Source organism: Roseivirga echinicomitans (assembly GCF_001592935.1).
Lineage (GTDB): Bacteria > Bacteroidota > Bacteroidia > Cytophagales > Cyclobacteriaceae > Roseivirga > Roseivirga echinicomitans.
Genome location: NZ_LRDB01000023.1, coordinates 1 through 26,811, shown reverse-complemented (window position 1 = coordinate 26,811; position 26,811 = coordinate 1). Strand labels below are relative to the sequence as shown.

The window sequence follows — 26,811 nt, the reverse complement described above, 5'->3', positions numbered from 1 at the left end:
ATGAACGAAACAGAAAACCTGAGTAATAAAGAATTAAAAGCATTGATTTCTCTGCTGGAAGATGATGACGCTGAAGTGGTTGATCATGTAGAAGGTAAGATCAAGTCACTTGGCACGCACATTATTCCCTATTTGGAATTTGAATGGGAGGGGAGTTTTAACCCTACCGTACAAAAGAGAATAGAAGAACTGGTGCATTCTCTTCAGTTTCAGTTATTGAGAGAAAAACTCGAGGCCTGGAAAGAAAAAGAGGGTGAAGATTTACTAGAAGGAATGTGGCTGGTGAACACCTATCAGTATCCAGATTTAGAATACGCGGACCTCAAGAAGCAATTAGAGCAAATTTATTACGAGGCATGGTTAGAGTTCAAAACGGATGCTCATCCTGTTGATCAGGTGAAGGTATTGAACTCCGTTATTTTCAATAAACTCAAGTTTGGGGCGAATACCAAGAACTTCCATTCTCCTGGAAACTCAATGATCAGCGTGGTGCTTCAAACCAAAAAAGGAAATCCAGTTTCACTTTGCATCGTTTACGCTTTGGTTGCCCAAAAACTGAAGCTGCCCATATACGGAGTGAATTTACCAAATCTCTTCGTACTCACATATAAGCAGGGAGAAACCCAATTTTATGTAAATGCCTTCAACCGTGGGCTGATTTTTTCTAGAAAGGAAGTTGACGATTATGTGGCCAACTTAAAACTAACACCAAAAGATCAATATTACGAGCCTTGCACGAATATTGATATAGTTGTTCGTGTATTGCGTAACCTTTCCATCGCCCACGAAAAACTGGGAAACACCGAAAAGTTGGAAGAAATAAAGTCCCTTATTGATATTCTAGCGGGTAAGGCAATTGATTTGGACTAAGGGACGGTTCTGTATTCCTTGTATTCTTCGTGTTATTTAATTACCAAAACCCTCGGGTTTACAGGGTAGAGCCATTCTATTCCACGGGAAGTGATGAGCGCATCATCTTCTATAGGCACTCTCAATTTCTTTCCTCCCCATTCTGGTATTTTGGTATAAGCGAAAAACTCGATAGAGATAAGGTTTGAAGGCTTCAGTTCATATTCTATTCTTACTGGATTCCAATAAGCGATAGATGGGCCTATACCATGCCCCCAGTTACCGACTGAATGAGAACCAATAATCACATCGGTCATGTCCAAATCGGTATATTCATTAAAGCCTTTCATTTGATTAAAACCAGCCTTGGTCAAAGCTGCATAAACAGCGGTCTCTGCTTGTTTAGCCGTTACGCCAGGCTTAATCGTTTTCTGGATAATCTCACGGACTTTGATACTTTGGTCGAAGGCATTCAAAATACCAGCGGGAACTTTGGTTTCTCCTTCTTTCAAAACATAGGCCATCCGCTTCATGTCAGTATACATATTCATAAGCCCCACTCCCCAGTCAATCATAAGTACATCACCTCTTTGAATTATTCGATCGGATGAGGTGGCTTCTACACCATTTGGCCCTGTGATATATACGGAAGGCATTCCAAAAGAAGAACCTAAATTATGCTTGAATTGCTGCTCCTTCATCCACCAAGCAACATCTTCCAAAGTGGTAACTCCGGGAGTGATTACTTCATTGGATAAGGCTCTTTCTGCAATGGTATAGGAGAGTTCGCCCGCTTCGCCATAAATGGCGATTTCACTCGCTACGCGTCTTGATCGGAAATCAGACACCAGCTTTTCTGCTGACACAAAACGATCCGCGTATTTTTTTCCTAGAATTTCTGTCAACTCTAAATAGCCAGAATGGGTGAGCCCATCCGCACCACCGATATTTTTGGAAATATTAAGTCCGATTCTTTTAGGGTCACGGGTAGAAACGAACTCTTTTAATTCATTAACTGATCCGAAATAATCATAAGCACCTCCTTGCTTTAATAAGTAGCCATCAATTCCCAGCGATGCCCGTTCGATTCGGTCTCCACCGCGGTCGGTGAAAATGTAATAGCCACCGAATGAACCGACATAACCTTCGCCCATATCTGTATAAAGCGGATCGAGGTTGCCTTCACGGTTCATAATAATCCACATGTCGATTTGGTTTTCCCTCATGGCCTCTGGTAAAACCAAATCGAACTTGTCGTTCCTGACTTGATTCAGTTTTCGCCACCTGCGCATGGCTTCTTGGCTGTAAGTGAGACTGCAAACTAAAAGAAGAAGTGAACTGAGTAGTGTTTTCATGGTTGATGTGATTTGAACCTTCAAAATACTGATTAAAATTTAACCAAGCAGAGTGATTTGATATTCACGCCATACTTCAGGAACTGATCATCTAATCTGCTAATGGACCTAAGTTTTAGATTGACAAGTGGTTGACCGCTTTACAATACAATTGTTAAATTGCTGTACCTAGTTTTTTCAACCTTAAAAAACCTACTATGTATAAGTTCAGAACGAGGGCAGTTTACCTGCTGTCCATTATCTGTTTGTTTTCAGTATCAAATCTAGAGGCACAATCTTCCTCAGCAGACTTACAAAAAGCTGCCAACGGCCTAAAACTTCGAAGTGTTGGCCCAGCCGTAATGGGTGGGCGCGTTTCTGACATCGCAGTAAACCCTAGCAATGGTAATAACTGGTTTGTGGCAGTGGGCTCAGGTGGAGTTTGGAGAACTAATAATAGAGGAATTACCTGGAAGCCGGTTTTTGATCGTCAGGCTTCTTATTCAATAGGTACGGTTACCATTGACCCCACCAATACCAATACAATATGGGTGGGCACTGGTGAAAACGTAAGCGGACGCCATGTAGGCTGGGGCGATGGCGTTTATCGCAGTAGAGATTCGGGTGAAACATGGGAGTCTATGGGGCTCAAGAAATCCGAGCACATTGGTAAAATTTTAGTCGACCCAAGGAATAGCGATGTGGTTTTTGTAGCTGCCGAAGGCCCATTATGGTCAGCGGGCGGTGAACGTGGTTTATACAAGTCGAAAGACGGTGGTAAAACATGGACGGTCACACTTCAAATAGATGAAAATACGGGGGTGACGGATGTTGAATTCGACCCCACCAATCCCGATGTACTTTATGCCGCGGCTTACCAACGTAGAAGAAAAACATGGTCGCTCTTGGCGGGCGGGCCACAATCAGGAATTTATAAGTCAACCGATAATGGTGATACTTGGAGAAAGCTATCGACAGGTTTACCGAAAGGAGATCTGGGTAAAATAGGCTTGGGAGTTACTCCTGCCAACCCCAATTTGGTATATGCCACAATCGAGGGAGATAATTCGAATAAGGGATTTTATAAATCAAGCGACAAAGGTGAAAGTTGGGCCAAGCAAAACAGTTATATATCGGGAGGAACTGGGCCACATTATTATCAGGAAATTGAAGTGTCGCCCGTAGACGAGAACCTCATTTACCAGATGGATGTATTCTACCAAGTGTCACGTGATGGCGGTAAAAGCTTCGATAACTTGGGTACAGGACGCGAAAAACACAGTGATAACCATGCTTTATGGATCGATCCTGCCGATGGCAATCATTTAATTTCAGGTAATGATGGTGGCCTCTACGAGACTTTTGATGAAGGCACCACTTGGCGCTTTTTCCCTAATTTACCGATTGCTCAATTTTATAAAATAGGCCTCGATAATGCCTTGCCATTTTATAACATCGTAGCAGGAGCGCAGGACTTGGGTACCCTTTTAGGCCCTTCTAGAACCACCAATACCGAAGGCGTTCGCAACCAAGATTGGTACGTTCCTTTAGGAGCCGATGGTTACGATGCAATGTTTGATCCTGAAGATCCAAATACGGTGTACATGGAAATTCAAGGGGGAGAGTTGAACAGATTGAACCGAAAAACCGAAGAGGTCATAAGCATAAAACCAACACCTGCTCCGGGCGAGGCACCAGAAAGATTTAACTGGGACAGCCCAATTCAGGTGAGTGCTTACAATAGTAAAACCCTTTATTTTGGTTCGCAACGGGTTTGGAAAAGTGAGGACAGAGGCGATTCTTGGAAAGCCATTAGCCCAGACCTTACCACTAATACCATTCGATATGAATTAGAAATGATGGACAGGGTGTCGAGTGTAGACGCATTTTATGATAATGGCGCCATGTCTTTATTCTCTACACTGACTTCCATTGCAGAATCACCAATAACCAAAGGTCTGTTGTACACTGGTTCTGATGACGGGCTGATTCATGTAAGTGAAAATGATGGTCAGACATGGAAGAAAGCGGAAAGTTTACCAAAAGTACCTGCCTTGTCTTTCATTAATGATATTGAAGCCTCTAGGCATAATTCAAATACCGTTTTTGCCATTGCAGATGCCCACAAACAAGGTGACTTTAGCACTTACCTTTTCATGAGTAAAAACCGTGGAGGTTCATGGCAATCAATTGCGGGTGATTTACCTGCCAATACTGTGCTATGGTCCATCAAGCAAGATTACGTAGATGAAAACCTGTTAATTATAGGCGCTGAAAACGGCATCTACTTTTCGCCAAATATGGGCGTCAATTGGATCAAATTGAGTTCGGGCGTGCCCACCATCGCTTTCCGTGACATTGAATTACATGAAAGAGACAATGACATTGTAGGGGCGACCTTCGGAAGGGGTATTTATGTGCTCGATGATTATACACCACTAAGGTCGATGAATAAGGTACTTGCCGCTAAATCTAATGCACTCTTCCCTGTGCGCGATGCATGGTGGTATTTGCCAAATACGCCAATGCAGGCCAACGGAATGCCATCACAAGGCTCAACAAGTTTTAAAACGGAGAACCCTGCTTTCGGTGCTTTAATCACTTATTACCTGAACGACTTACCGCAAACAGCCAAGAGTAAAAGAACCGCTACGGAAAATGACTTGAAAGCCAAAGGCGCAAATATCCCTTTCCCCGGGTGGGATCAATTGGGGCTTGAAGCGCAAGAGACTAGTGCAACCGTTTTATTGCTCGTGCGCGATGCCAAAGGAGAGACTGTTAGATGGTTAGAAGGGGCTTCTCAAAAAGGAGTGCACCGTACCAATTGGGATTTAAGACTCCCCGCTTCTGATCCTATTAGTTTGAGCCGTCCCACTTTTCAACCACCTTGGGCAGGGACACCACAAGGCCCAATGGTGGCTCCGGGTAAGTACAGCGTTGAACTTTATGTGTTGAACAATGGCCAATTGCAATCGCAAGGTGCTCCGCAAGAATTTATGGTGAAGGCTGCTCCAAATGTTGCTCAGGGAGTGAATTATGAAGAAGTAGCCGCTTTCCAAAGAAAGGGCAATGAACTATCGAGACAAATGGGCAACGCGGGCAGAAGATTGAGCGAAGCCAGTGAAAAATTAAGATTTATGAAAGCAGCGCTGCTCAAAACCCCTGGTGCTTCACCAGCATTGTTTGAGCAATGGGAAGCTTTGGGTAAAGACTTGGCCAATTTGCAGAAAGGCCTCAATGGAGACCGAACTCCTGCTGCCTATAATGAAGCAACATCGCCATCCATAAGGTCGCGTTTAGGGACTGCCATGGGCGGAAGTGCTGGAACCACACAACTGCCAACCACTACGCAAAAGAGAGACTTTGGCTTAGCCGAAACTGGATTCAATCAGTTCAAAGGTCAAGTGGAGGCTTTCTATAAAACCTTAGAGGCTTATGAGGTAGCACTTGAAAAAGCAGGTGCGCCTTGGACACCGGGAAGAAAGAATTAAAAAGCCATCAATAAATTAAAGACGCGCGGTGTGGAAATCATCGCGCGTTTTTTGTTTAAGGGCGGTCAACTCTATGCGTACCATATAAAGTCACACTTTCCGGCCACTTACAGAGAAAATGGGAAAACTATAAATCATTTAAACCACTAAATTGAGTCAACCTATTTCAGGACGATACAGGGAATGGCTTTTAGTAAAGCGGACAGCGTCCTTGTGTTCATATGATGTTACGAGTTCGGAGAGCCTGCGACAGGTGATTGTCTTTTTATCTCATAGCGTTAATCTCTTCTTGAACGTATTTAGGTAGTTTATTCAATAGTTCCTCTTCAGTTTTTCCTCTTTTCCATTCGAGCAAAGCCGCAAGTTTTGTCGCATCAGTGAATTTACCTCTAACGGGTATGAGGTTATTAATGAGGTGGTTTTTGAATTCTTGGCAGGAGGACAATAGGAAAAAATCAAGATCATTGATTTTAAGACCAAACTCTTCGAAAAGACTTGTTAATTCTGCCACTCTTCTGACGGCATGACTTTTACGGTTTTGAATCCATAATTTGAATGTTAATAAGTCATTTGTGTCGGGATTGTCTTTATGACAACGTTTACAAAGCAGAACAATATTACCACTGCAACTACAGCCACCTAATGATTTAGGAATTACATGACACCTTTCAAGATAGTTTTGTTTATCCCAAACTTTAAAAATTTCGTCCATAGCCAAAGTTGAGTCTTGAATATCGTGTTTGTTATCAAAGATACCGCATGCCCAACAACTAGGCTCCCCCCAATCCATAAATAAACCAAGTTTGAAAATACTTTCTCTCCAGTGTTTTGCGATTTCAGATTTACGTCCTAGTTGTTTGATTCTGTTACATTTAGATCCATCAAGGTGTTCCGTATATTTGATTTCAGATTCCATTGTACACACGATTTCATTGGGTTTGGGAATAGTAGACTAAACGCATTAGGACTCTTACCCTTATTGTAACTTAATTACATGTGTTCTACAACCTCCCGATTCACCTTTTTATCAAGCTGAATAAAAAAGAGAACCAATAGATTGACCACAAAACTGATCAGCATCAGCTGCAAAAAGTCGGTGTGCTCATAAATCATAAAGGTCATAAGGGCATAAAAAATGGTAAGCCCAATAATGGATTCCTTCATGGGGTTAGTGCTTTTGAAAATTTTTCTCGGGATTAAATGGCTCACTAAAGGAATCAATACAAACCAAAAAACAACCATGCTGGCCATGTTCCAACCTATTAAAAATGAGAATGGAATTAAGATAATCACCATTGCCAAAGGGATGGCGAGCGTGCTTTTGAGGTTTGTGGTGCTTTGGCTTTTCATGTGGCTTTATGCTTTTGAATTGACGGGTTCTGAAACGAGTTCAGAATGACTAATGTAAGGAATATTATGCTATTATCTATAGCGATTAGATGTTTGGTAAGCCTCTCAATAGGCCAAGCAGCAATTCAAGTCGGCTTCTTTTAACCATTGAACATTAAACACTGAACTAATACCACTTTCTATAATTTGGCCATTGGCCTGTTGTTTGGGATTGGGTTGACCTACCACCAATTGGTCTGCAAAAATGAGTTGCGTTCTGCCATGGAGTTTATATAAAGCCTCTTTGGCGCACCAAATTTGGGTCAGCTTGTCTACTTGGTTTTCAGCCCAGGGCTTTTCAGTAAGGTGGAGGAATTTATGGGCAATGCGCTTAATTTGATCACGGTCGTGTTCAATGTCAATACCAATGGGGCCCGTTAGGCTGTAGGCCGCAGCGCCAAAATTCTTGGTGTGGGAGATTGAAATCCCAACGCCTTCCAAGCTAATGTGCGGTTTGCCAAAGGTGTCTTTGTTCACCTCGTAGTCTTGATCTGGGAAAAGCGTCTTCAAAGCCAAGCGAGATGAAAGCCACTCTCTTCTTTTGATTTCTATTTTAAAACCCGACAATACCGTGATTTCGGTAGCGCTGGGTTGATACAATCGCATTAATTCCTCTTCCGACTCCTCAGTTTTCCATATCGCAAAGCAAACTTTTGGGTTGATATCGGCTTTTAGAAATAAAGGCATGAATTATTAATTGGTTGAGCAGGTTGAATACTTAGTTTTGTATCAGATCGAAAGATAATTGTTTTAAAAACCTATGACACAAGTAAGCGTCAAAAAACTGAATACCGTAGGCGGACACCAAGACTGTGTCTACGTGCTGGAGCGTGGCCCCGAACCACATCAGTTTTTCTCTGCTGGTGCCGATGGTGTGGTAGCGCTTTGGGACCTGAATGACATGGAAACGGGCAGAATGATTGCCAAAGTACCCAGTTCGATATACGCCCTCTGTTATTACCCAGAAAGAAATGCGCTGATTATCGGTCAGAACATGGATGGCTTGCACATTATTGATTGGGAGAATAAAAAGGAATTAGGCTCTATCAAGCTTTCTAATTCGCAAATCTTCGATATTAAAGTAATCAAGGATAGAATCATTGTGGCCCAAGGAATGGGGGAAGTGCATATTCTGGACATTAAGACTTTGGAAACATTGCATGTAATTCGCGATTCAGAAATGAGTGCGCGAACTTTGTCTGTTTCCCAATTAAATGGCCATTTGGCTGTAGGTTATAGCGACAATAAAATCAGGATCTATTCCTTAAAGGATTGGGCAAGGGTGCATGAAATTGACGCCCATAATAATTCAGTTTTCTCCGTACGATACAGCCCCGATGAGCGTTTCTTACTTAGTGGAAGTAGGGATGCGAAGTTGAAAATCTGGGATGTTATTGACGGTTATACGCTTAAGGAGTCCGTTGCAGCCCATATGTATGCAATAAACCATATCGAATTTAGTCCCGATAGCAAACATTTTGTAACTTGTAGCATGGATAAGTCTATAAAGGTCTGGGATGCATCGACTTATCAACTCCTTAAAGTTATCGACAAGGCACGCCACGCTGGTCATGGCACTAGCGTAAATAAGCTGCTTTGGACAACGCATAACGACCTATTAATTTCGGCCAGTGACGACCGAAGTATTTCCATCTGGGACATCAAATTTTAATTTTTCCGAGCAATGAACATTACACCCTTAGAAATTAGGCAAAAGGTTTTCGAAAAGAATTTTCGAGGTTACGATAAGGACGAAGTAACCGCTTTTATGACATCACTGTCGGTTGAGTGGGAGAAACTCCAAGACCAAACTAAGGAGCTGAAGTATAAACTAGAGTCTGCTGAAAAAGAAGTGCAAAAACTTCGTGAAGTAGAAAACTCTCTTTTCAAAACCTTGAAAACTGCAGAAGATACAGGCGCCAATATGATTGAGCATGCTACCAAAACGGCAGACCTTCATATGAAAGAAACTGAAATGAAAGCCGATGCAATAATGAGCGAAGCCAAAAGTAGGGCCAAAAATATTATTGAAGATGCAGAGAACAGGGCAAGTGAAATTGTAGAAGACATGGAGGATGAAATCCGTCAGTTGGAGCAAGTGTTCAAGAGCCTAAGTGCCAATAAAAGCTCAATGATGTCGGAGTTGAAAATGTTGACTTCTGATATTTTGGATAAGATTAAAAGGCACGAAGAATTTCCTGCGGATATTAAGCCAATTTTAAAAGAGGCGAAGAAATTTAGCCGTGAGGTAAACGAAACTAATGGCGAAGAAAAGCCAGCCAATGAAGAAATGGCGACTAAAGCTCCAGAAAAAGTAGCCGCTGCACCCGTGGTGGAAGAAATAGAGGAGGAGCCAATTGAAGAAAACTTGTCTAACCTAGATTTGGCCGATGTGGCTGATGAAGAAGAACAGGAAGAGCAGGAGGAAGTTAACGAGTCAGCAGAAGGGTTTCTTGGCGCTGATCTTAGAAAAGAAAAAGAATCTCAAAAAGAAGAGGCTCCTTCTGAAGATAAAAAAGGATCGTTTTTCGATAGAGTAGATTAATATGAATACCGATAAAGTCGCCTTAGAGGGCATGGAATTCTATGCCTATCATGGTTTTTATGAGGAAGAGCGCAAAATCGGAAACCGTTTTACCGTTGATCTTGAAGTGACTACTAACTTTGATCAAGCCGCCAAAAAAGATGATTTATCGGGCACAGTAGACTACGTTCAGCTTTACGAGATTGTAAAAAGCAGCATGGCCACCCCCGCCAAGCTTTTAGAAAAGCTAGGACAGGAAATTATTGATGGTGTCTTCGAACGCTTTGCTTCTGTTTCAGAAGTTAAAGTGAGTGTAGCCAAGCACAACCCACCCTTTGGCGGTATCTGTGCCAAGTCAAAAGTTACTTTGGAAAGAACAAGAAGCTAGTAGTTTCGTCTTTTGAAGTAAATCCCCTCGTTTCCGTCATTGCTCCTTCGCTGAAGCTTCTGCGCAAGCGTTGCGAACCCGCCAATGTTTATGGAAGCGAATAAGTTTAAGTGAAGCAATCTCACTTAAAGATAAGAGACTGCTTCGTTACAGCCCATTGCTAACGCATGGCCTGCTTCTGCGCCAACGCTGAAGCTAAGGCGTAAGCGTTCGCAGTGACGATTCTAATTTAAACTTTGCGATGCTTTGTGCCCTCTGCGGTTAAATAAGCTAACTTTACCAGCCCAAACAAACAACAGCCTTTTGACTGAAGCCCAAAAATCCATTCAACATTTAATTCAATTATTGAAGGTTGAAAAAGAGGAAGATTACGCTCAATACGAGCGAAAAATGCTTAATACTTCTTTAGAAGAACGCAGAAGACAAGGTGTGACCTGGTATCCTGTTCAATTGATGAATCGCTACATCGGTACAGGAGAACGCTATACTTTAGAACTTGATCGCACTACACATTTAGATCAAAACCATTCTTTTCAGGTGGGCGCTGTAGTAAGTGTTTTTTCAGGACATGGAAATGAAGCCGAAGCTGTTTCAGGGGTAATCAGTTTTTTACGCAGGGAAAAAATGCGCGTGGCCCTGAACGTAAGTGACCTTCCCGATTGGCTAAAAGAGGGCAAAATTGGGGTCAACTTATTGTTCGATGAAGGTTCGTACCGCGAAATGAACCGTGCTTTAGAACTGGTGCTGAAAGCAGATAAAGGTAGAATAGCCGATTTGCGTGAAGTAATGTATGGTGCCAAACCTGCAGAATTCAAAACGGGCTTCGAATATCAGTCTGTAAACCTGAATGCAAAGCAAAACGAAGCCCTCACCAACATTTTTCATGCACGCGATGTGGCCATTATTCACGGCCCTCCAGGCACTGGGAAAACGACCACTTTGGTCAATGCCATTAAAGAAGTGGTGAAAACCGAAAAGCAAGTGTTGGTCTGCGCGCAGAGCAACGCAGCGGTAGATTTGATTGTAGAAAAACTCGATAGCCTTGGCTTGGATGTGCTACGATTAGGGCACCCCGCCCGCTTAACTCCAGAAGTAATCGAGAATAGTTTGGATGTGAAAATTTCCAAACACAGTTATTTCAAAGAACTGAGAGAAGTCAGGAAGAAATCGGGTGAATATCGAAAATTAGGCACAAAGTTTAAGCGTCAGTTTAGACGAGAAGAAAAGCTTCAGCGTGATTTGCTGCTGAAAGAGTCGAGGCTACTTCGCCAAGATGCCGATAGAATTGAATCGCAAATTACGGAGGACTTGATGGGTAGGGCAGAAGTGGTGGCTTGTACCCTAGTGGGGGCTACGCATCCACTGGTGCGCGATCGGGTTTTTAAATCCGTATTTATCGATGAAGCAAGTCAAGCACTGGAGCCAGCCTGTTGGATTCCAATTCTGAAGTCGTACCGCGTAATTATGGCGGGCGATCATTTGCAATTGCCTCCTACTTTAAAGTCGCTTCAGGCTGGAAGAGATGGTTTGGAAGAAACGCTCTTTAAAAAAGCCATTGAACTTACTAAGAGTGATGTAATGCTGGAAACCCAATACAGAATGCATCCGCACATCATGAAGTTCTCCAGCGACTATTTTTATGAAGGGAGACTGGAAGTGGCACCGGAAATCTTACTTCGAGATAAAGAGTTGGAAGGAGCGAGGTTCGAGTTTATCGATACCGCTGGCTGTGGTTTTTCGGAAAAAGTAAAAAAGGAAACGCTCAGTACTTACAATGATGAGGAGGCGAAACTCATTATTCAGCTTTTGAGTAAATCAATCACTGAAGGCCAGCGTGTCGGAATCATCGCTCCTTATAAGGCACAAATTGAATTGTTGCGCGATTTACTTCATGCCGAAGAGTTACTCGATCCGTTTAAAGAAGATATTTCGGTCAATACCGTTGATGCTTTTCAAGGTCAAGAGCGCGATGTGATTTTCATCAGTTTGGTTCGTTCTAATGATAAAAACGAAATCGGGTTTTTAAAGGAGTACCGCAGGATGAACGTTGCCATGACCCGAGCCAAATCAAAGTTGGTGGTGGTAGGCGACTCGGCCACCTTAGGTAAAGACACTTTTTACAATGCTGTGATTGATTATGTGCAAAGCATTGGTGGTTACAAAAGTGCCTTTGAGTTTCTTTATGATTAGTTAGAAGTAAGTACTTCTTAATATTTTTTGATTCATTTCCGAATCTTGTGCAACCCAGTCCCCCAGTAAGTAGTCTTTCGGAAAACTCAAAACCACATAAACAATGAAAACACTTAAAATTACGCTTTTGGCTTTCATAGCCTTAGTACTCACCACTACGGTTTATAGCCAAGAACGCATCACCAAAACTTTTTCTGGAATTGAAAATATCAATCTTTCGACTGCTTCTGGTAACGGAACGATCAAAAGAAGCAACAATAGCGAAGTTACAGTTACTGTGGAATACACTTTTGATGAAGATATTTATAAACCCATTTTCCAACGAAACGGATCTACTTTAAGAGTTGAAGAGAAGTTTGAAAGAAGCCGTTGGAATAGAGGTTATTCGAGATGGACTTTGGAAGTTCCCAACGGAATTGACCTGAATTTCAAAACTGGCTCTGGAAACATTGAGGTGTCGGGAGTGAGCATTAACGTAATCGCCAAGTCTGGTTCGGGCAATATATACATTAAAGATTTGGAGGGGACGGTAAGTTCAAATACGGGTTCTGGAAACCTTGATTTTTCGAATATCAAAGGTACCCACAATGGACATACAGGTTCAGGAAACATTAGAGTGGACAGGTCTGAAGGTGATTCTGACATGACCACAGGTTCTGGAAATGTTCGATTAAGAGATGTTACAGGAGTATTTAAAATGAGTTCGGGTAGTGGAAATGTGATTGTAGAAGGTGCCGCCATCAAAGGAGCTTCTCTTTTTAGCACGGGTTCTGGCAATGTAGAAGTGGAGCTTTCATCGGCTTTGGATTATGATTTAAACCTTGGGACAGGCTCAGGAAATGCTACACTAGATTTCAATGGCAGCCAAATTTCAGGTGAATTCATTATGGAGGCTTCTTCTAAAAACAGCATTCAAGCGCCCTTCAGCTTTGATAGAACTTCAGAAAAAGGAAGGCGTTATGTGAAAGAAGCAAAAGTAGGAAACAAAAGCATATTGGTTAAAATCAGCTCAGGTTCAGGAAGAGCCGTAGTAAGGGACTAACATCAAGTTATTTTGAACCGACAATCTGGTTTTTTCGGATTGTTGGTTCAAAACTAGTTTTAATCGCCTTGGTTGGGTGATTTTCAAAAAAGTAAAGATCAAGTGTAACGCTCACTTACTTTTTAAGTCTTTATACAAACATCATCTCAAAACAAGGGTCAAATGCTCAAAAACTTCATTAAGGTTACCCTGCGCAGTTTGCGCAGGAATAGCCTTTATTCAGTCATCAATATCTCAGGGCTGTCAATCGGTATTGCTTGCAGTATTCTCATTTTATTATGGGTGCAGAATCAAACTTCATTCAATAAATTCATTCCAAAAGCAGACCGTCTGTATCAGGTTTGGGTCAATGCCGATTATAACGGAACCATTAACAGTTGGAATTCGGTGCCACTGCCTAGTTATGAGGCCATGAAAAATGCTGATGCGAATATTGTTAATTCGGCAGTCTCAGGCTGGGGTGGAAACAGACTTTTAACGGTGGGTGAAACCCGTTTAATGCAACGTGGCTACTTCGCCAGTAATGAGTTTCTGGATATGTTCGAATTCCCAATGGTGATAGGCGATCGAAGCGAGGTTTTAGATGAACCTGCTTCTATAGTAATCTCAGAGAAATTATCGGACTTACTTTTTAGGGGCGCAGACCCGATTGGTGAATTGGTTCGATTAGACGATGCCAGTACACTTAAGGTGACGGGTGTCTTCAAGAATATACCTCAAAACTCTTCCTTTCAATTCGATTATGTTATTCCATGGAAGCACAGAGAGGCGACAGAGGAATGGGTCAGGGACAATAAAAGTAATTGGGGTAATTATTCCTTTCAGGTATTTGTGGAATTAACCGATCCAGCTTCTGAAGATAAAGCGGAGGCAAGCATAAAAGATATGCTTATCGAAAATGGGCAAGACGATATGCCTCGTGCGTTCTTTCTTCATCCAATGTTACGCTGGAGGTTACACACTAACTTCGAGAACGGTAAGGAATCTGGAGGAATGCATGAATACGTGACTTTGTTTACGGTGATTGCGATGTTCATCATCATTATTGCTTGCATTAATTTTATGAATTTGGCCACGGCCCGTTCCGAAAGAAGGGCGAAAGAAGTTGGGGTTCGAAAAAGCTTAGGTTCAACCCGCTCACAATTGATTTTACAGTTCTACGGAGAGTCACTTGTTATTTCATTGATCTCCTTCGTTTTGGCCCTTTTCCTAGTCCAGTTGGTATTGCCAGCCTATAATAATTTGGTCGACCTGAAACTCTCTATTGATTATAGCTCATCAGAATTTTGGCTTTTTGCATTGGCCATAATATTCCTTACTGGCGTGATTTCAGGAAGTTATCCTTCCTTGTATTTGTCTTCTTTCAACCCAGTTAAAACCCTAAAGGGTAAGGTGAATATTGGGAAGAATGCCAATACACCACGTAAAGTGCTGGTGATGCTTCAGTTTGGCTTTGCTGTAATTTTGGTCATTAGCACCATTGTAATTGTCAAGCAGATTGACTTGGCCAAGAATAGAGATTTGGGCTATAGTCAAGAAGGACTTATTACAGTGCCCTACACCGATGCACTGGCAGAAAATTATGATGTACTGAAAAATGATTTGTTGGCCTCTGGGGTTGTGGAATCGATCACCAGGTCGAACAGTGATGTAACAAGTATTAACTCGAACAATTTTTTAAGTTGGCCAGGAAAACCGGAAAGTCAAAAAGTGATTTTTGTAACCATTGCCACAGAATATGATTATGCCAAAACTATCGGTGCCGAAATGCTCTATGGAAGAGATTTCTCAAAGGAATTTGTTTCAGACTCAAGCGCCATCGTAATTAATAAAGCAGCACTAGAACTCATGGAGTTGGAAGACCCTATTGGTACGCAATTCGATTTATGGGGAGGTAAAAGAACCTTGATCGGTGTAATTGATAACGTATTGATGGGCTCGCCTTATGATGAAGTGAGGCCCTTGTTTATGGTAATGGATCCAGAATGGATTAGCGCCATCACAGTTCGGTTGAGTGCCACGAATGATTTGAGCGGAACCATGAACACGGTGCAAGAGATTTTTGAAAAGCACAATCCAGCTTACCCTTTTGAATCACGTTTTGTCGATGTGGATTTTGAAAGGAAGTACACTGAAATCAATCTCACTAGAGAGCTTTCGATGCTTTTCGCTGGACTAACGATCTTCATAACAGGTCTTGGCCTCTTTGGCTTGGCTTCTTATACTGCGGAACAACGTATTAAAGAAATAGGAATCAGGAAAGTGCTAGGTGCTTCGGTGAGTAATCTCGTTGGACTGATGTCCATAGATTTCGCCAAGCTCGTGCTTATTGCATTCGTAGTATCGGCCCCTGTTGCTTATTTCTTGCTCGATAGTTATTTGCAGCGCTACGCTGTCCGAACTTCAATTGACTGGTGGATCTTTGCAGTAACTGGTGCTGTAGCATTGATTTTTGCTTTGGCTGTAGTCATGAACCAGGCCAGAAGAGCGGCTTTGGCAAATCCCGTAAAGTCGTTGAGAAGCGAGTAAATTAAGGAGGTAATGAGGGAGTGAATTAATGAAAGAAGGAAACAATGAATTAATGTTAGAATGAGAAAAGGAATGAAGAAATAGGATAGGAATGTAATTTCGAATTTGTTCTTTCATTCTTTCATTATCCCCTAGCTCATTACCTCATGAATCCCTTGATTCATTAATTCCTTAATATTAATAGTTGATTCCTTAACCCATTAATTCATTCTTCCCCTAATTCATTCTCTCATTAATCTCGGTATCCAATATTATCCACCGCAATTACGCCTTTGGATGATTGATCGAAAACCAACCTTAAGCCAGTCCATTCAAAGTTACCAAGGTCGGAGAAGTCTGAGAAAGGAATTTCGAAAGTTTCCATGGCCAACTCCCAGTTGTTCCCAAAGCTGCCGTTCATCGCCTTGAACTTCATGTACTTGATCTTAATTTTTGGCGCTATTTTTTTATGTTCCGAAAGGGTAGTAGAAACTATATCTCCATTTTGGCTGAAAAGCTCGATGGTGAAATTCAGCTCATCATTATCTTCCATTTTGATTTTGCTGTCATCGGCCCTGGCGAATGAGAAGAGCAAAGTGGAAGTGGAGTCAAGTGACACTGGTTCGTTGAAACTCAGCGTATAGCTCTTTTCAACCGTAGAAGAGTCGTTATTCCAACCAATGATGGCGGCATTGGTGCCCTGCAAACCATTGTCTCGCATTTTCAAATCTTGCTCGTACCAAACGTCTAAGTTTTGAGCAGAAATAGTGGCTACATCATTTTTGGTAGTAGTAACAACAATGTCTTCTTCATATTCTACTAGGATTTGGTTTTCGGAAGCCTGAAAATTGTTGACATAAACGACTTCGGGCAACCAATCTTTCGCGGTAGCACTATTGTTAAATATAGGGGCGTATTCTGTTTTTTGATTGAAAACATATTCTGTGAATGCACCAATATAGGTTTTAGCGATTTGGCGTTGCTCTTCACCCGTAATGAGTGGAGCCGTATTCATAAACCAGCTTGATGTGCCTCCAAAATCATGTCTTCCCCAAATGGAATTGAACTGTCCGTGGTTGGCCTGATTGGCATATAAACCTGCCTTTATGCGATGAACGGAGTCCGTATAACTGATGCGTTGGTATTGGCGAAGCCCAAAGAAACTAGCTTCATCTGCATCATAAGCCCCTTGAATGGAAAGGAAGTTGATGTTTTCTAAATCCAACCTTCTAAAGTAGCGGGCATCGGTGGGCGCAATGGCAACAATGCCTTGAATACCAAAATTGAAATCAAATTCAACCAAAGCGTTATCAGGAAACTGGTTCAGTTTGTTGTAGGCCGCAGCAATCGAAACAGCCTCTCCACCGCGTGAATGGCCCATGAGTACGATGTTGTCCATGTCGATTTTTTCGAAAAAGTCAGAAGATTCGTCACCGTTCCAGTCTCTCCATTGACTGAGGTGCTTTAAAAGCAACCAAGCCCTAGCAGGCATTTCTTTTCCTCCAAAATCACCCGACCAGGTACCATTGATGAAATTCTCATCTACCGAAACCGTAATAAAACCTTTGCTCGCCAATAGTTCACCCAAGTAAGCATAACCAGGGTCTGAGTAATGTTCCATGCCATGGTTTCCGTGAACGATTAAAACCAGTGGCAATTTTCCATCCTTTTTCGGCATCCATGTGCGGCCATTGATGGGGAATTCCTTCATTCCAAAACCCCAATAACGCTCTCTCCATTTCGCTTTCTTGCCTGTCCACTCTGGAATAACGAGCGAAGCATCAACCGTTTCTGTTTTATATTTTACTTCTTCGGCATATTCTGGTCTGCGCTCATCGGTTCCATTTCCGTAAGTGAAGTAATCGAAATCGAAATTTCCCTTTTCTCCAGGGTTGTTAATTTCCATTTCTGAAAGTAACGGAGCATTAGTTTGCTCAAAGTCTATAGGGTGGGGGGTCGATCCTTCGTCCATCAATAAATAGACAGGGTAGGCAATGATGGCTAGTGCAATAATGGCGAATAGGCTATAAAGTCCTTTATTTCTAGTGCCTCGGGTGAGGTTCATTAACGAACCCGCCAAAAGCACCATGGCGAAAATGGCAATGATCAATGAATTTTGCACCAAGGCTCCGGGCCAGCTAAAACGCATGTAATCGGCCAAGTGAAAAGTAAGTAGGGTTGCTAAAATCAAAGAAACGGCAATGGTCGGAATACCTTTTACCACTAAGTGTAAAGCTGAACCCACCCATCGAAAAAGATAGAATCCTAAAACACCAGCAATGATATAGACTGGAATTTGCAGGTAAGGCGATATTCCATTTCTGAAAAATAGTCCTCCAATAACCATGAACGACAGTGAAAGTAGGAGTAATCCGTAGAAAGCGCCTTTAATAAAGAGTTGGGTTTGAGATAGGTTTGAGCCTTTTGGTAATTGATTTACTGACCGTAATCGATTGAAGAAGGATGCCATTCGCTAAATTTTAAAGTCTAAGGTTGTTGCGTTCGGAGTTAAGCAAATGAAAAAATAGGCTTAAAACGAACTTAAAACTTAATATAAGAGATTGACTTTAATGTGCTTAGCGAAAAGCTGTAAGCGGTATCGAGGGAAGGAGTTTTTAATTGTTTGAGGTCAATTTAATGTCATGACTCAGATCTTGAAGTAGTTTGACCTTGCTTTCGAAAATTTCAACCTTGCTTAAAAGTACGTCCACTTCCATACTACAGGCGATTTCAAAGGTCTGGTTGGTGATTTCTAAATCCAGCTCTTTAACCAAGCGTTGCACCTCGTTCATTTCTTCATAAGGAAAATCAAGGGTGAAACTTTGGGTGATGGGTTTTTCGATGATTTCATTTAGATCGAGTGCTTCGGCAGTAGCTATTTTATAAGCGCTGATCAAGCCACCAACCCCCAATTTTGTACCGCCAAAGTAACGAACGACTACAACCAAGGTATTGGTAAGTTCCTTCGATTTTATTTGTCCGAGAATGGGGTCTCCAGCCGAATGGTTTGGTTCTCCATCGTCATTGGCGCGGTAATGTTCTCCATTTACACCATATATATAGGCATAGCAATGGTGTCGCGCATCGTAATACTGTTTACGGAGGGCTTCTAAGTTTTCCTTCACTTCTTCTTCGTTCCGAACGGGAAAAGCAAAGGCCAAGAATTTGCTGCCTTTTTCTTTATAAAGCGCTTCTGAAGTTTTCGAAATGGTTTTGTAATAGTCGGCACTCATGCCCAAAACTAACAATAGATTTTTGGTCTGCTTTACAAAGTGGCTAAAAAGAGAGTTTGGGCCTAAGAAAACTAGTTCAGGCTAAACTCGTCTCCGTCTAAATAGATGCTCAAATTGATATCCTTTGCGCCCAGCTTTACGCCTTGTAAGTTTGGGGCTTTGCCTTGTGCATCAAAAACCAATACTTGAGATAAGCCAACTACTTTTACTTTGTCTCCCGAAACCACAATGGCTGTGGATTCATCAATGCCAATACATTTAAGATTCGGGTTTTCCATAGTCAGGCTGAGTAAGCGATTAAAGCGACTGCGTACTACAAAGTGCTGATCTATAATAGCATTTTTAATAAAGCCGAGCCCATCAGCCAAATCCGTATTTCCCTGCTCTATTACTTTGAATCCGCTATCGTCAGGACGAAGAAGTTGCGTACCCGTAATCATTTTTTCGCTCATCACGGCCGCACCAGCACTGGTGCCTGCAATCATGTTTCCCTTGTTAAAGCTTTCCCAAATGGCTTTTTCAATTTCGGTACCTGCTACTACATCCATAAAACGGTTTTGGCTTCCTCCGGGAATGTAAATCAGTTTTGCGTTCCGAACTGAATCTAATTGAGCTTTAGTAGGTGTTTCGCCTTCAATAAAGTTAATGGCGCCAACGGCTAAAATTCCATTGTCTGTAAATTGCTTTTTCCCTGATTCTATAGCACGGTCGGGTAATGTAGTAGCCATGGGTAAAACCAAAGCATAACCAGCTTCACGAATTCCAGATTCGTCAATCATGCTATTTATAAGGGAAGCAGGCCTTGAACCACCACCAATAATAAAGAGTTTTCCACCAGAGTATGTGGTTTCAGATGTAGTTGTTTCCTTTTGGGAGCAAGCCCCAAGCGCTACAATGAATAAACTAAAGAGTAATGCGGAGTAGGTTTTTTTCATGGAGATTTTTTATAACTGAAAGATAGATTCAACCCAGAAGCATAGCAATCAATCCTTTACCAACGGTGTGCTTTGCTTATTCCCCCAGCCATCGCGTTAGTTCGCTATTACCTTTGATTTCTTCTACTTGATAAATGGAGAAATAATTCCCGCCATTGGGGCTAAGTTCAGCCTTCAGTTTTCTTCCAAAGCGGTTGACTTCAATCCCTATATCGTTTTTACTTTTGAATAGATCGGGACTGCAATTCAAAACTTCATCTTTCAAACTCAGCACCTGCTCTGCTGGAGAATTTGCCGCAATGGCATCGATGAAATATCGGCCGTCTTGTTCTATGAGTTTCAGTCCGTAGGTTTTCTCCCCAAGCTTTTCAGAAGGTTTTACATTGAATCTCAATCCAAACTGAGGAAACAATTCCTTCAATTCATTTTCAAGAGGAGAGGTGCCAGAAACGTAATTCTCAAAGTAATCCTGAAGAGAGGATTCGTATACTTCCTCACATACATTTTGGTAATCTTGGTAAGTGTATCCAACTTGGTTCTTCCCAAACCTTTGCCACATCAAGCGCATTACATCATCCAAACTCCTTTGGTGTCCTGAGCGCAATCGAATTTTTAAATCTAAAATCAAAGCCAATAAAGCACCTTCATTATATATAGATACTTTTCTTCCTGGCACGCCTTTCTCATAACCGTCTAGCCATAAGTCGAAAGATGAGCTTGCTACAGACATGTTGTTTCTGCCTTCGTTGAGGTAATGTCTTTCCAGTAGTTTGTTCAGTTCTCCAAGGTATTCTTCGAGACTGAAAACGCCACTTCGTTTTAAAAATAGGTCACCATAGTAGGTAGTCACGCCTTCAGTGACAAAGCCCGTTTCATGGTAATTCTCATGTTGAAAATTGTAAGTCGTCATTTCTTTAGGTCGAAGCCTAATCACATTCCATGTATGAAAGAGCTCATGGCTGCTCACGCCCAAAAATTCTTTATAGAGGGGGCGGTCTTTTAATTCTTCCGCAGGGCCAATCGTAATTACGGTAGAGTTCCAGTGCTCAACTCCATGGTAGTGCTTATATGGCAAACACTGATAAATGAAATGGTAGTCTGGTGAAGGGAATTCACCCATTACTTCAATTTGAAGTTCGGTGAACTTGCGGAAGTCTCGAATCACTTCATTATCGGTTCTTGGCAAATCTCCAATTATCCATAAATAGAATGTAGTCGTAGAAATCTGGTATTCAATTTTTCTAATTTTTTTGGCTGCCACCAGAGGGCTGTCCACTAAATGATAGAAACTGTCTGTCTCAAATTCATGAACCCCTGTTTGAGTCAAACCCGTGGCAAATTGGTAATCTGTTGGGACATGAATTTCTACTTTACACTTTTCATTCAATCGTCCTTCAGCGTAAATCAAGCAATTGATAAAGTTCAGGTAAAGTTGCTCATCGTCAAGCCATGAATTACCCGCATCCATCTGAAATGCATAATAGCTGTATTTCACTTCAATCGTTTTAGAAGAGCCTGCTGCAACACACCATTGGTCTTTCGTTGCTTTCTCGCAGCCTAACTCAACACCATTTTCATCATAAGCTTGCAGGTTAAGAATATGCTTCGCGAAGTTTTGAATGGTGTAGCGCCCAGGTCGCCATGAGGGTAAGAATAGGTTCAGTTCTTCACTATTAACATCACTCAGACTGAGTGTGATGTCAATGATATGCCGATTAGGGTTGGTGTAGGAGATTGAATATTGCATGACCGAAAGATAAAGCACCTAGATATAATATCAATTTGAACATAGATTTACTTTATCAAAGCTGTGTGAATAAGAATGGAATCGCTACTTTTGCCCCCTGTGAAGCGAATTAGCGTTAATGTCAAACAATTTAAAACTGACGTTGGCAAATCAAAAAAAGCTACCTATCTTTGCATTCCTTTTTGGAACAGATCAAAAGAATTTAAAATATAATGAAAAGAACATTCCAACCTTCGCAGAGAAAAAGAAAGAACAAGCACGGCTTCAGAGCAAGAATGGAATCGGCTAATGGTAGACGCGTTTTAGCAAGTAGAAGAGCTAAAGGCAGACATAAGCTGACTGTTTCTGACGAGAAAAAGGGCAAGAAGTAATCTTCTCCTAGGTTGAGGTTTTGTTCATTTAGAACCTCCAAGTCATAGAAACTACCCAATTGACATACAACTTCCCGAAAGAGGAAAGATTGCATAGCAAAAAACTAATTCAGGAGCTTTTTGAAAAAGGCTCCTCTTTTTATTTGTACCCCTTTAAGGTAATGTACTTACCTTATTCCCCCGAAAAACCTGTTAATCAATTTTTGGTCTCTGTAGCAAAGCGGAGATTCAAGAATGCTGTTGATAGGAACTTGATTAAACGCAGGGTAAAAGAAGCCTATCGTTTGAACAAACATCTCCTTTTACAGACCGAAGATCAGACAACTCCTACATTACTGATTGGCCTAGTCTATACAGGCAAGGAAATTCACGACTCCAAAATGATCGATTTCAGAATGAAGAAATTGATTGCTCAACTTGCTAAAATCGACATTTAGTTTGATAATCTCCCCAGTGGTGTAGAGGTATATACACACTTAATTCTTCTTGATTAATGAAATATGGTGATTGGACGGCTTTAATGTGCTTTTCTAGTCTTGGTACGTTATTCTCTATATAGTTAAGTGAAATCAATTACACTTAACTTAAATTTTTAGAACATGAACAATACAGCAAAAATAATAACGGGAGTAGTAGCAGGAGCAGCAGCAGGACTTATCACAGGTGTTTTGATGGCGCCAGATAGTGGTAAGAAAACACGTAAGAAAATCGCAAAAGGAACTAAGGAGTTAGTATCTACAGCGAATGAAGCTATATCTGAAAAAATGGATCTAGCCAAAGAGAAGTACAGCGAAACTATGGAAACAGCAAAAGGGAAATATAACTCATCACTTGAAACAGCTGCGGAAAAAACGAAAAATGGCGTAGATAAAGCAAGCAAAGCTCTTCACGCTTAATCGATCAAGATTTATACCCACATAAAACCTTAGCCATTCGCTTGGGTTTTTTTATGCTTTCTAGTCACTAAGCCATATATTGAGGCATTCAGCCGAATGAATAATTAGAATAAACAAGAGTCGCATTCCTCCGTTGTAATGCAAATCAACAAACAATGTATGGCAAAGGTCAAGTTTAAGAAACGATATCTGGCACTCTCAGTAGTCATGGTTTTCGGTCTGTGGTCGTTTACTGCACCCCAGAATGATAAGTATTTCGAGATTCTTAAAAACCTCGACATTTTTGCTACCATGTTCAAAGAGGTGAACGCCAAATACGTGGATGACATCAATCCGAATACTTTCATGAGAAACGGAATTGACGGCATGTTGTCCAAATTAGATCCCTACACGAATTACTATTCTGAAGACGAAATTGAAGATGTGCGCACCGAGAACACAGGTGAATATGGTGGTATAGGTGCTCAGGTAGCTTTGCTGGATGGGAAAGTGATGATCGTTATGCCAGATAAGGGCTTTTCTGCAGATAAAGCAGGCCTGAAACGTGGCGATGAAATTATAACGATTGATGGCTTAGATGTAAAAGGCCAGTTTGATCGAGCCAGTGAATACATCAAAGGACAAGCTTCGAAGAAAGTAGCGATTGAAGTGCTTCGCGAAAATGTAGGCAAACTGAGTTTCTCTGTAGCGCTGGAGAAAATTGATCTACCTAACGTTCCTTATTTTGGAATGGTGAGTAGTGACGTTGGCCTGATAAAACAGACAGGTTTTACGCCAGATGCATCTAAAGAAGTGAAATCTGCTTTAAGAGAATTGAAAAAACAAGGCGCCACCAAAATCATCTTAGACTTGCGAGGAAACCCAGGAGGTCTGCTAAGTGAGGCGGTAAATATTTCCAACATATTTGTTCCTAAGGGGGAATTGATAGTAACCACAAAAGGAAAACTCGAAGAAACCAACGCTACTTATAAAACACTCAATACATCAACAGATGAAGAAATTCCATTGGTAGTTTTAACCTCAAGTATGAGTGCTTCGGCCTCCGAAATTGTTGCTGGAGTAATGCAAGATTACGATAGGGGGGTAGTGATTGGTCAAAAATCTTATGGTAAAGGCCTTGTTCAGCAGACATTACCACTTTCATATAACTCTCAAATGAAAGTTACTATTGCCAAATATTACACGCCAAGTGGTAGGTGTATTCAGGCACTTGATTATACACATCGGAATGAAGATGGAAGTGTAGGTAAAGTAGCTGACTCACTGAAGACACTCTTCAAGACAAAAAATGGGAGACCAGTGTACGATGGTGGAGGAATCGACCCCGACTTTTTAGTGCCGAAAAAGAACTATGCTCCAGTTACTTTGGGTATTCTTTCCGAAAGCCTCTTGCTTAAGTTTGGGAATGAGTATGCTGCCAAAATTGATTCGATTTCTAACATCAAGGATTTTCAAATAACAGATCAAATTTTCAATGACTTTAAAAGTTGGGCCGTTAGTCAAACATTTGATTATTCTAGTCCTTTGGAAATTCAGCTCAGTAAGCTGAAAGAAGTAGCTGAAGAAACGGGAGGACTAAAAAATATAAGCACTGAGCTTTCAGCTTTGGAGGCTAAACTTGCTCATAGTAGAGCAAATGATATAGAGCAGGCGAAAGCAGAGATCAAGCAATTGCTAAAAGAAGAGTTTGTGATGAGAACCTACTTGGAAGAAGGTCGCCTTCTCGCTTCTTTTGAAAATGACCAAGAGCTTAGTAAGGCTCTTGAGTTACTTTCGAACCAAAGTTTGTATGAGAAAACCTTAGCAGGAAACTAGGCTTAGATAATACCACCTCTTAATTCTCCCATTGAATGATTGAATTTATACTCCTGTTTTTAATGGGATTGCTAGGTGGCTTTTTGGCGGGTCTTATAGGAGTAGGCGGAGGGGTGATGTATATTCTCATATTACCGTATGTTTTGGTGAATATGGGGTACCCAGACACTGAGATTGTTCAGTTTACTATCGCCAATTCTTTAGTCGGAACCATGTTTGCAGCGCTATCTGGAAACGTGGCTTTAATTGTGAAAAAGGAATTCTTCTGGAAAGAGGTTTTAATAGTCGGATTTTTCGGGACAGTCATCTCTCTTTTGGTTTTGCAGTTTGTTGTTCAAACTGATTGGTATCAGCGCGATAAATTCAATGTGGTTATTATTCTATTAATGTCGTTTGTGGTTTTCCGTACACTTAAGAGCAACCGTAGTTCTGATATAAAGAGTAAAGAGAAGCAAGTCACAAAAGGGCAACTTGGGGTGGTTGGTACTTTGGCTGGAAGTATATCGGCACTTTCGGGGCTTGGTGGAGGAGTGGTAATTATCCCCATTCTTAATTTGCGCTTTAAGCAAAGTATGAGAAAGGCCAAGTCAATCTCCCTTGGTGTAATATTCATTACCTCTATGGTAATGTCAATTTCTAATCTATTAGCCGAACCAACGACTAATATTACAGGACAAAATATTGGTTATGTGGTTTGGCCTTTGGTGCTTGTGCTGTCTTTGGGTGTGGTGATCGGTTCTCCCTATGGAGTAAGAATTGCTAGAAAGCTTTCCAATCGAACCATCAGTTATATCTTTGTGTCGTTTTTAGGAGTAGTAATTATCGATAAGTTGATTCAACTACTCTCTTGAAAAGCACCTTATAGTCACTTTATTTAAGAATCCGTGCCGAAAATATTAAGCATAGAAACGTCCACAACTGTGTGTTCAGTAGCGTTAACTGTTGATGGGAACTCATTGGCGAGTCAGAAATTGTTTCTGGAAAAGTCCCATTCCACTTTGTTAACAGTGGTCATTGAGCAAATAATGAAGCAAGTCGGAATGGAAATGACGGAGTTGGATGCTGTAGCGGTGTCCAAAGGCCCAGGCTCGTATACCGGATTAAGAATTGGAGTTTCAACAGCCAAAGGACTTTGTTATGCTTTAGATAAACCACTAATCGCTGTCAATACATTGCTGGTCATGGCCAATGAAGTGAATCAACAAAACCACAGCCAAGCCTTGCTTTGCCCAATGATTGACGCGAGGAGGATGGAGGTATATACAGCTTTGTATGATGGAGAACTCAATGAGCTGGAGAAGACTTCTGCTAAAATCTTAGAAGAAAACTCTTTTGATGAAACGTTGAATCAAAAACAAGTGTTGTTCTTCGGAAATGGCGCTGATAAATTCATGGCTTTAAAAAATGGAGAGGCGAATGCGGTTTTTATTGATAACATAACTCCTTCTGCATGGAGTGTGGGGCTGTTAGCAAACCAAGCATTTCTCAAAGGTGATTTTGAAGACGTGGCTTACTTCGAGCCATTCTACTTAAAAGATTTTGTCGCGACCAAACCTAAAAAGGTTTTATAATGGAAGAAAAAGAAATTGTTAATCGCGTTGCGAATAGTTCAATAGTCACCATCGACCTTGAAGATTACTATCATAAAGGGGATAGAGTGAGGTATGATATTGCTCAACACCTTTATCAAGGCCTGATTTTAAAGGAGATGGATTTTAGAGATTTTGTTAAAGAGCACGACTGGTCTCTATATGAAGGGAAGAACATTGCTTTGTTTTGTTCCGAAGATGCAATCGTACCCACTTGGGCCTATATGCTATTAACGACAAGACTTCAGCCTTATGCGAACAAGGTGGTATTTGGAGGGCTTGATGTGCTTGAGTATGCTCTTTTCAAAGAAGCACTCTCTCAAATTGACCTGAAAGAACTCGAAAACCGTCCCGTAGTAGTCAAAGGATGTGGTGACCTCCCCCTCTCTGAGTCTGCTTTTGTAGAATTAACGAGTTTACTTCAGCCAGTAGTAAAGTCAATTATGTACGGGGAGGCGTGTAGTTCCGTTCCATTATGGAAGCGTGTACGTGTTGTTAATAATTGAGGTT

General features: G+C 41.4%; 23 protein-coding genes. 15 read left to right on the top strand and 8 right to left on the bottom strand.

Going from position 1 to position 26,811, the window contains the following annotated elements; all coding sequences use genetic code 11:
* The gene (locus AWN68_RS11320) at positions 1-870 is read left to right on the top strand and encodes a transglutaminase-like domain-containing protein (protein WP_068415519.1); all 870 of its coding nucleotides are present in this window, start codon (positions 1-3) and stop codon (positions 868-870) included.
* Positions 871-902: 32 nt separating this feature from the next.
* On the opposite strand, the gene AWN68_RS11315 is transcribed toward AWN68_RS11320, so the two are convergent.
* Positions 903-2,204: a M24 family peptidase gene (locus tag AWN68_RS11315; RefSeq protein ID WP_221405722.1), complete on the bottom strand. Its 1,302-nt coding sequence runs from the start codon at positions 2,202-2,204 to the stop codon at positions 903-905.
* 197 nt (positions 2,205-2,401) lie between these two features.
* Between AWN68_RS11315 and AWN68_RS11310 the strand changes: the two genes are divergently transcribed.
* The gene (locus AWN68_RS11310) at positions 2,402-5,674 is read left to right on the top strand and encodes a WD40/YVTN/BNR-like repeat-containing protein (protein ID WP_068415518.1); all 3,273 of its coding nucleotides are present in this window, start codon (positions 2,402-2,404) and stop codon (positions 5,672-5,674) included.
* 265 nt (positions 5,675-5,939) lie between these two features.
* On the opposite strand, the gene AWN68_RS11305 is transcribed toward AWN68_RS11310, so the two are convergent.
* The 3 genes from AWN68_RS11305 to AWN68_RS11295 form a co-directional block, all read right to left on the bottom strand.
* Entirely contained in the window at positions 5,940-6,590 is a 651-nt protein-coding gene (locus AWN68_RS11305; RefSeq protein WP_068415517.1) for an HNH endonuclease, read from the bottom strand.
* A 74-nt stretch (positions 6,591-6,664) separates the two neighbouring features.
* On the bottom strand, positions 6,665-7,024 hold the full coding sequence (locus AWN68_RS19005) for a hypothetical protein (protein ID WP_157716186.1): 360 nt from the start codon (positions 7,022-7,024) through the stop codon (positions 6,665-6,667).
* A 105-nt stretch (positions 7,025-7,129) separates the two neighbouring features.
* Positions 7,130-7,750, bottom strand: a complete 621-nt coding sequence (locus AWN68_RS11295) for a 4'-phosphopantetheinyl transferase family protein (protein WP_068415508.1) — start codon at positions 7,748-7,750, stop codon at positions 7,130-7,132.
* A 73-nt stretch (positions 7,751-7,823) separates the two neighbouring features.
* Between AWN68_RS11295 and AWN68_RS11290 the strand changes: the two genes are divergently transcribed.
* The 6 genes from AWN68_RS11290 (at position 7,824) to AWN68_RS11265 (ending at position 15,736) form a co-directional block, all read left to right on the top strand.
* Positions 7,824-8,735, top strand: coding sequence for a WD40 repeat domain-containing protein (locus tag AWN68_RS11290; protein ID WP_068415504.1), 912 nt, complete (start codon positions 7,824-7,826; stop codon positions 8,733-8,735).
* Positions 8,736-8,747: 12 nt separating this feature from the next.
* On the top strand, positions 8,748-9,608 hold the full coding sequence (locus tag AWN68_RS11285) for a DivIVA domain-containing protein (RefSeq protein ID WP_068415501.1): 861 nt from the start codon (positions 8,748-8,750) through the stop codon (positions 9,606-9,608).
* A gap of 1 nt (position 9,609) precedes the next feature.
* A complete protein-coding gene (gene folB / locus AWN68_RS11280) occupies positions 9,610-9,975 on the top strand; it encodes a dihydroneopterin aldolase (protein ID WP_068415498.1) in 366 nt (121 codons plus the stop codon).
* A gap of 303 nt (positions 9,976-10,278) precedes the next feature.
* Positions 10,279-12,165, top strand: coding sequence for an AAA domain-containing protein (locus AWN68_RS11275; RefSeq protein ID WP_068415495.1), 1,887 nt, complete (start codon positions 10,279-10,281; stop codon positions 12,163-12,165).
* A gap of 103 nt (positions 12,166-12,268) precedes the next feature.
* Positions 12,269-13,207, top strand: coding sequence for a DUF4097 family beta strand repeat-containing protein (locus tag AWN68_RS11270; protein WP_068415490.1), 939 nt, complete (start codon positions 12,269-12,271; stop codon positions 13,205-13,207).
* A gap of 162 nt (positions 13,208-13,369) precedes the next feature.
* The gene (locus AWN68_RS11265; protein WP_068415489.1) at positions 13,370-15,736 is read left to right on the top strand and encodes an ABC transporter permease; all 2,367 of its coding nucleotides are present in this window, start codon (positions 13,370-13,372) and stop codon (positions 15,734-15,736) included.
* Positions 15,737-15,968: 232 nt separating this feature from the next.
* Here AWN68_RS11265 and AWN68_RS11260 read toward each other — a convergent pair whose 3' ends face one another.
* From AWN68_RS11260 to AWN68_RS11245, 4 genes are all read right to left on the bottom strand, one after another.
* Entirely contained in the window at positions 15,969-18,185 is a 2,217-nt protein-coding gene (locus tag AWN68_RS11260) for an alpha/beta hydrolase (protein WP_157716185.1), read from the bottom strand.
* A gap of 145 nt (positions 18,186-18,330) precedes the next feature.
* A complete protein-coding gene (locus AWN68_RS11255) occupies positions 18,331-18,948 on the bottom strand; it encodes an IMPACT family protein (RefSeq protein WP_068415487.1) in 618 nt (205 codons plus the stop codon).
* Positions 18,949-19,019: 71 nt separating this feature from the next.
* Entirely contained in the window at positions 19,020-19,883 is an 864-nt protein-coding gene (locus AWN68_RS11250; protein ID WP_068415486.1) for a cyanophycinase, read from the bottom strand.
* Positions 19,884-19,959: 76 nt separating this feature from the next.
* Entirely contained in the window at positions 19,960-21,630 is a 1,671-nt protein-coding gene (locus AWN68_RS11245) for a M61 family metallopeptidase (protein ID WP_068415485.1), read from the bottom strand.
* A 212-nt stretch (positions 21,631-21,842) separates the two neighbouring features.
* Here AWN68_RS11245 and rpmH point away from each other — a divergent pair, with 212 nt between their 5' ends.
* The 7 genes from rpmH (at position 21,843) to AWN68_RS11215 (ending at position 26,807) form a co-directional block, all read left to right on the top strand.
* Positions 21,843-22,001: a 50S ribosomal protein L34 gene (gene rpmH, locus AWN68_RS18850; protein ID WP_084362843.1), complete on the top strand. Its 159-nt coding sequence runs from the start codon at positions 21,843-21,845 to the stop codon at positions 21,999-22,001.
* Between the two features lie 59 nt (positions 22,002-22,060).
* Entirely contained in the window at positions 22,061-22,438 is a 378-nt protein-coding gene (gene rnpA / locus AWN68_RS11240; RefSeq protein WP_068415484.1) for a ribonuclease P protein component, read from the top strand.
* A gap of 162 nt (positions 22,439-22,600) precedes the next feature.
* Entirely contained in the window at positions 22,601-22,897 is a 297-nt protein-coding gene (locus AWN68_RS11235) for a YtxH domain-containing protein (protein WP_068415481.1), read from the top strand.
* 159 nt (positions 22,898-23,056) lie between these two features.
* Entirely contained in the window at positions 23,057-24,712 is a 1,656-nt protein-coding gene (locus tag AWN68_RS11230; protein WP_068416446.1) for a S41 family peptidase, read from the top strand.
* Positions 24,713-24,747: 35 nt separating this feature from the next.
* Positions 24,748-25,563 (top strand): sulfite exporter TauE/SafE family protein, encoded by an 816-nt coding sequence (locus tag AWN68_RS11225; RefSeq protein ID WP_084362842.1) that lies wholly within the window; start codon positions 24,748-24,750, stop codon positions 25,561-25,563.
* Between the two features lie 33 nt (positions 25,564-25,596).
* Positions 25,597-26,283 carry a tRNA (adenosine(37)-N6)-threonylcarbamoyltransferase complex dimerization subunit type 1 TsaB gene (gene tsaB, locus AWN68_RS11220; protein ID WP_068415475.1) on the top strand — a complete coding sequence of 229 codons (687 nt, stop codon included), beginning with the start codon at positions 25,597-25,599 and terminating at the stop codon, positions 26,281-26,283.
* Positions 26,283-26,807 (top strand): DUF2480 family protein, encoded by a 525-nt coding sequence (locus tag AWN68_RS11215; RefSeq protein ID WP_068415472.1) that lies wholly within the window; start codon positions 26,283-26,285, stop codon positions 26,805-26,807. Before tsaB ends, AWN68_RS11215 begins: the two co-directional genes overlap by 1 nt.
* The last annotated feature ends 4 nt before the right edge of the window (positions 26,808-26,811 follow it).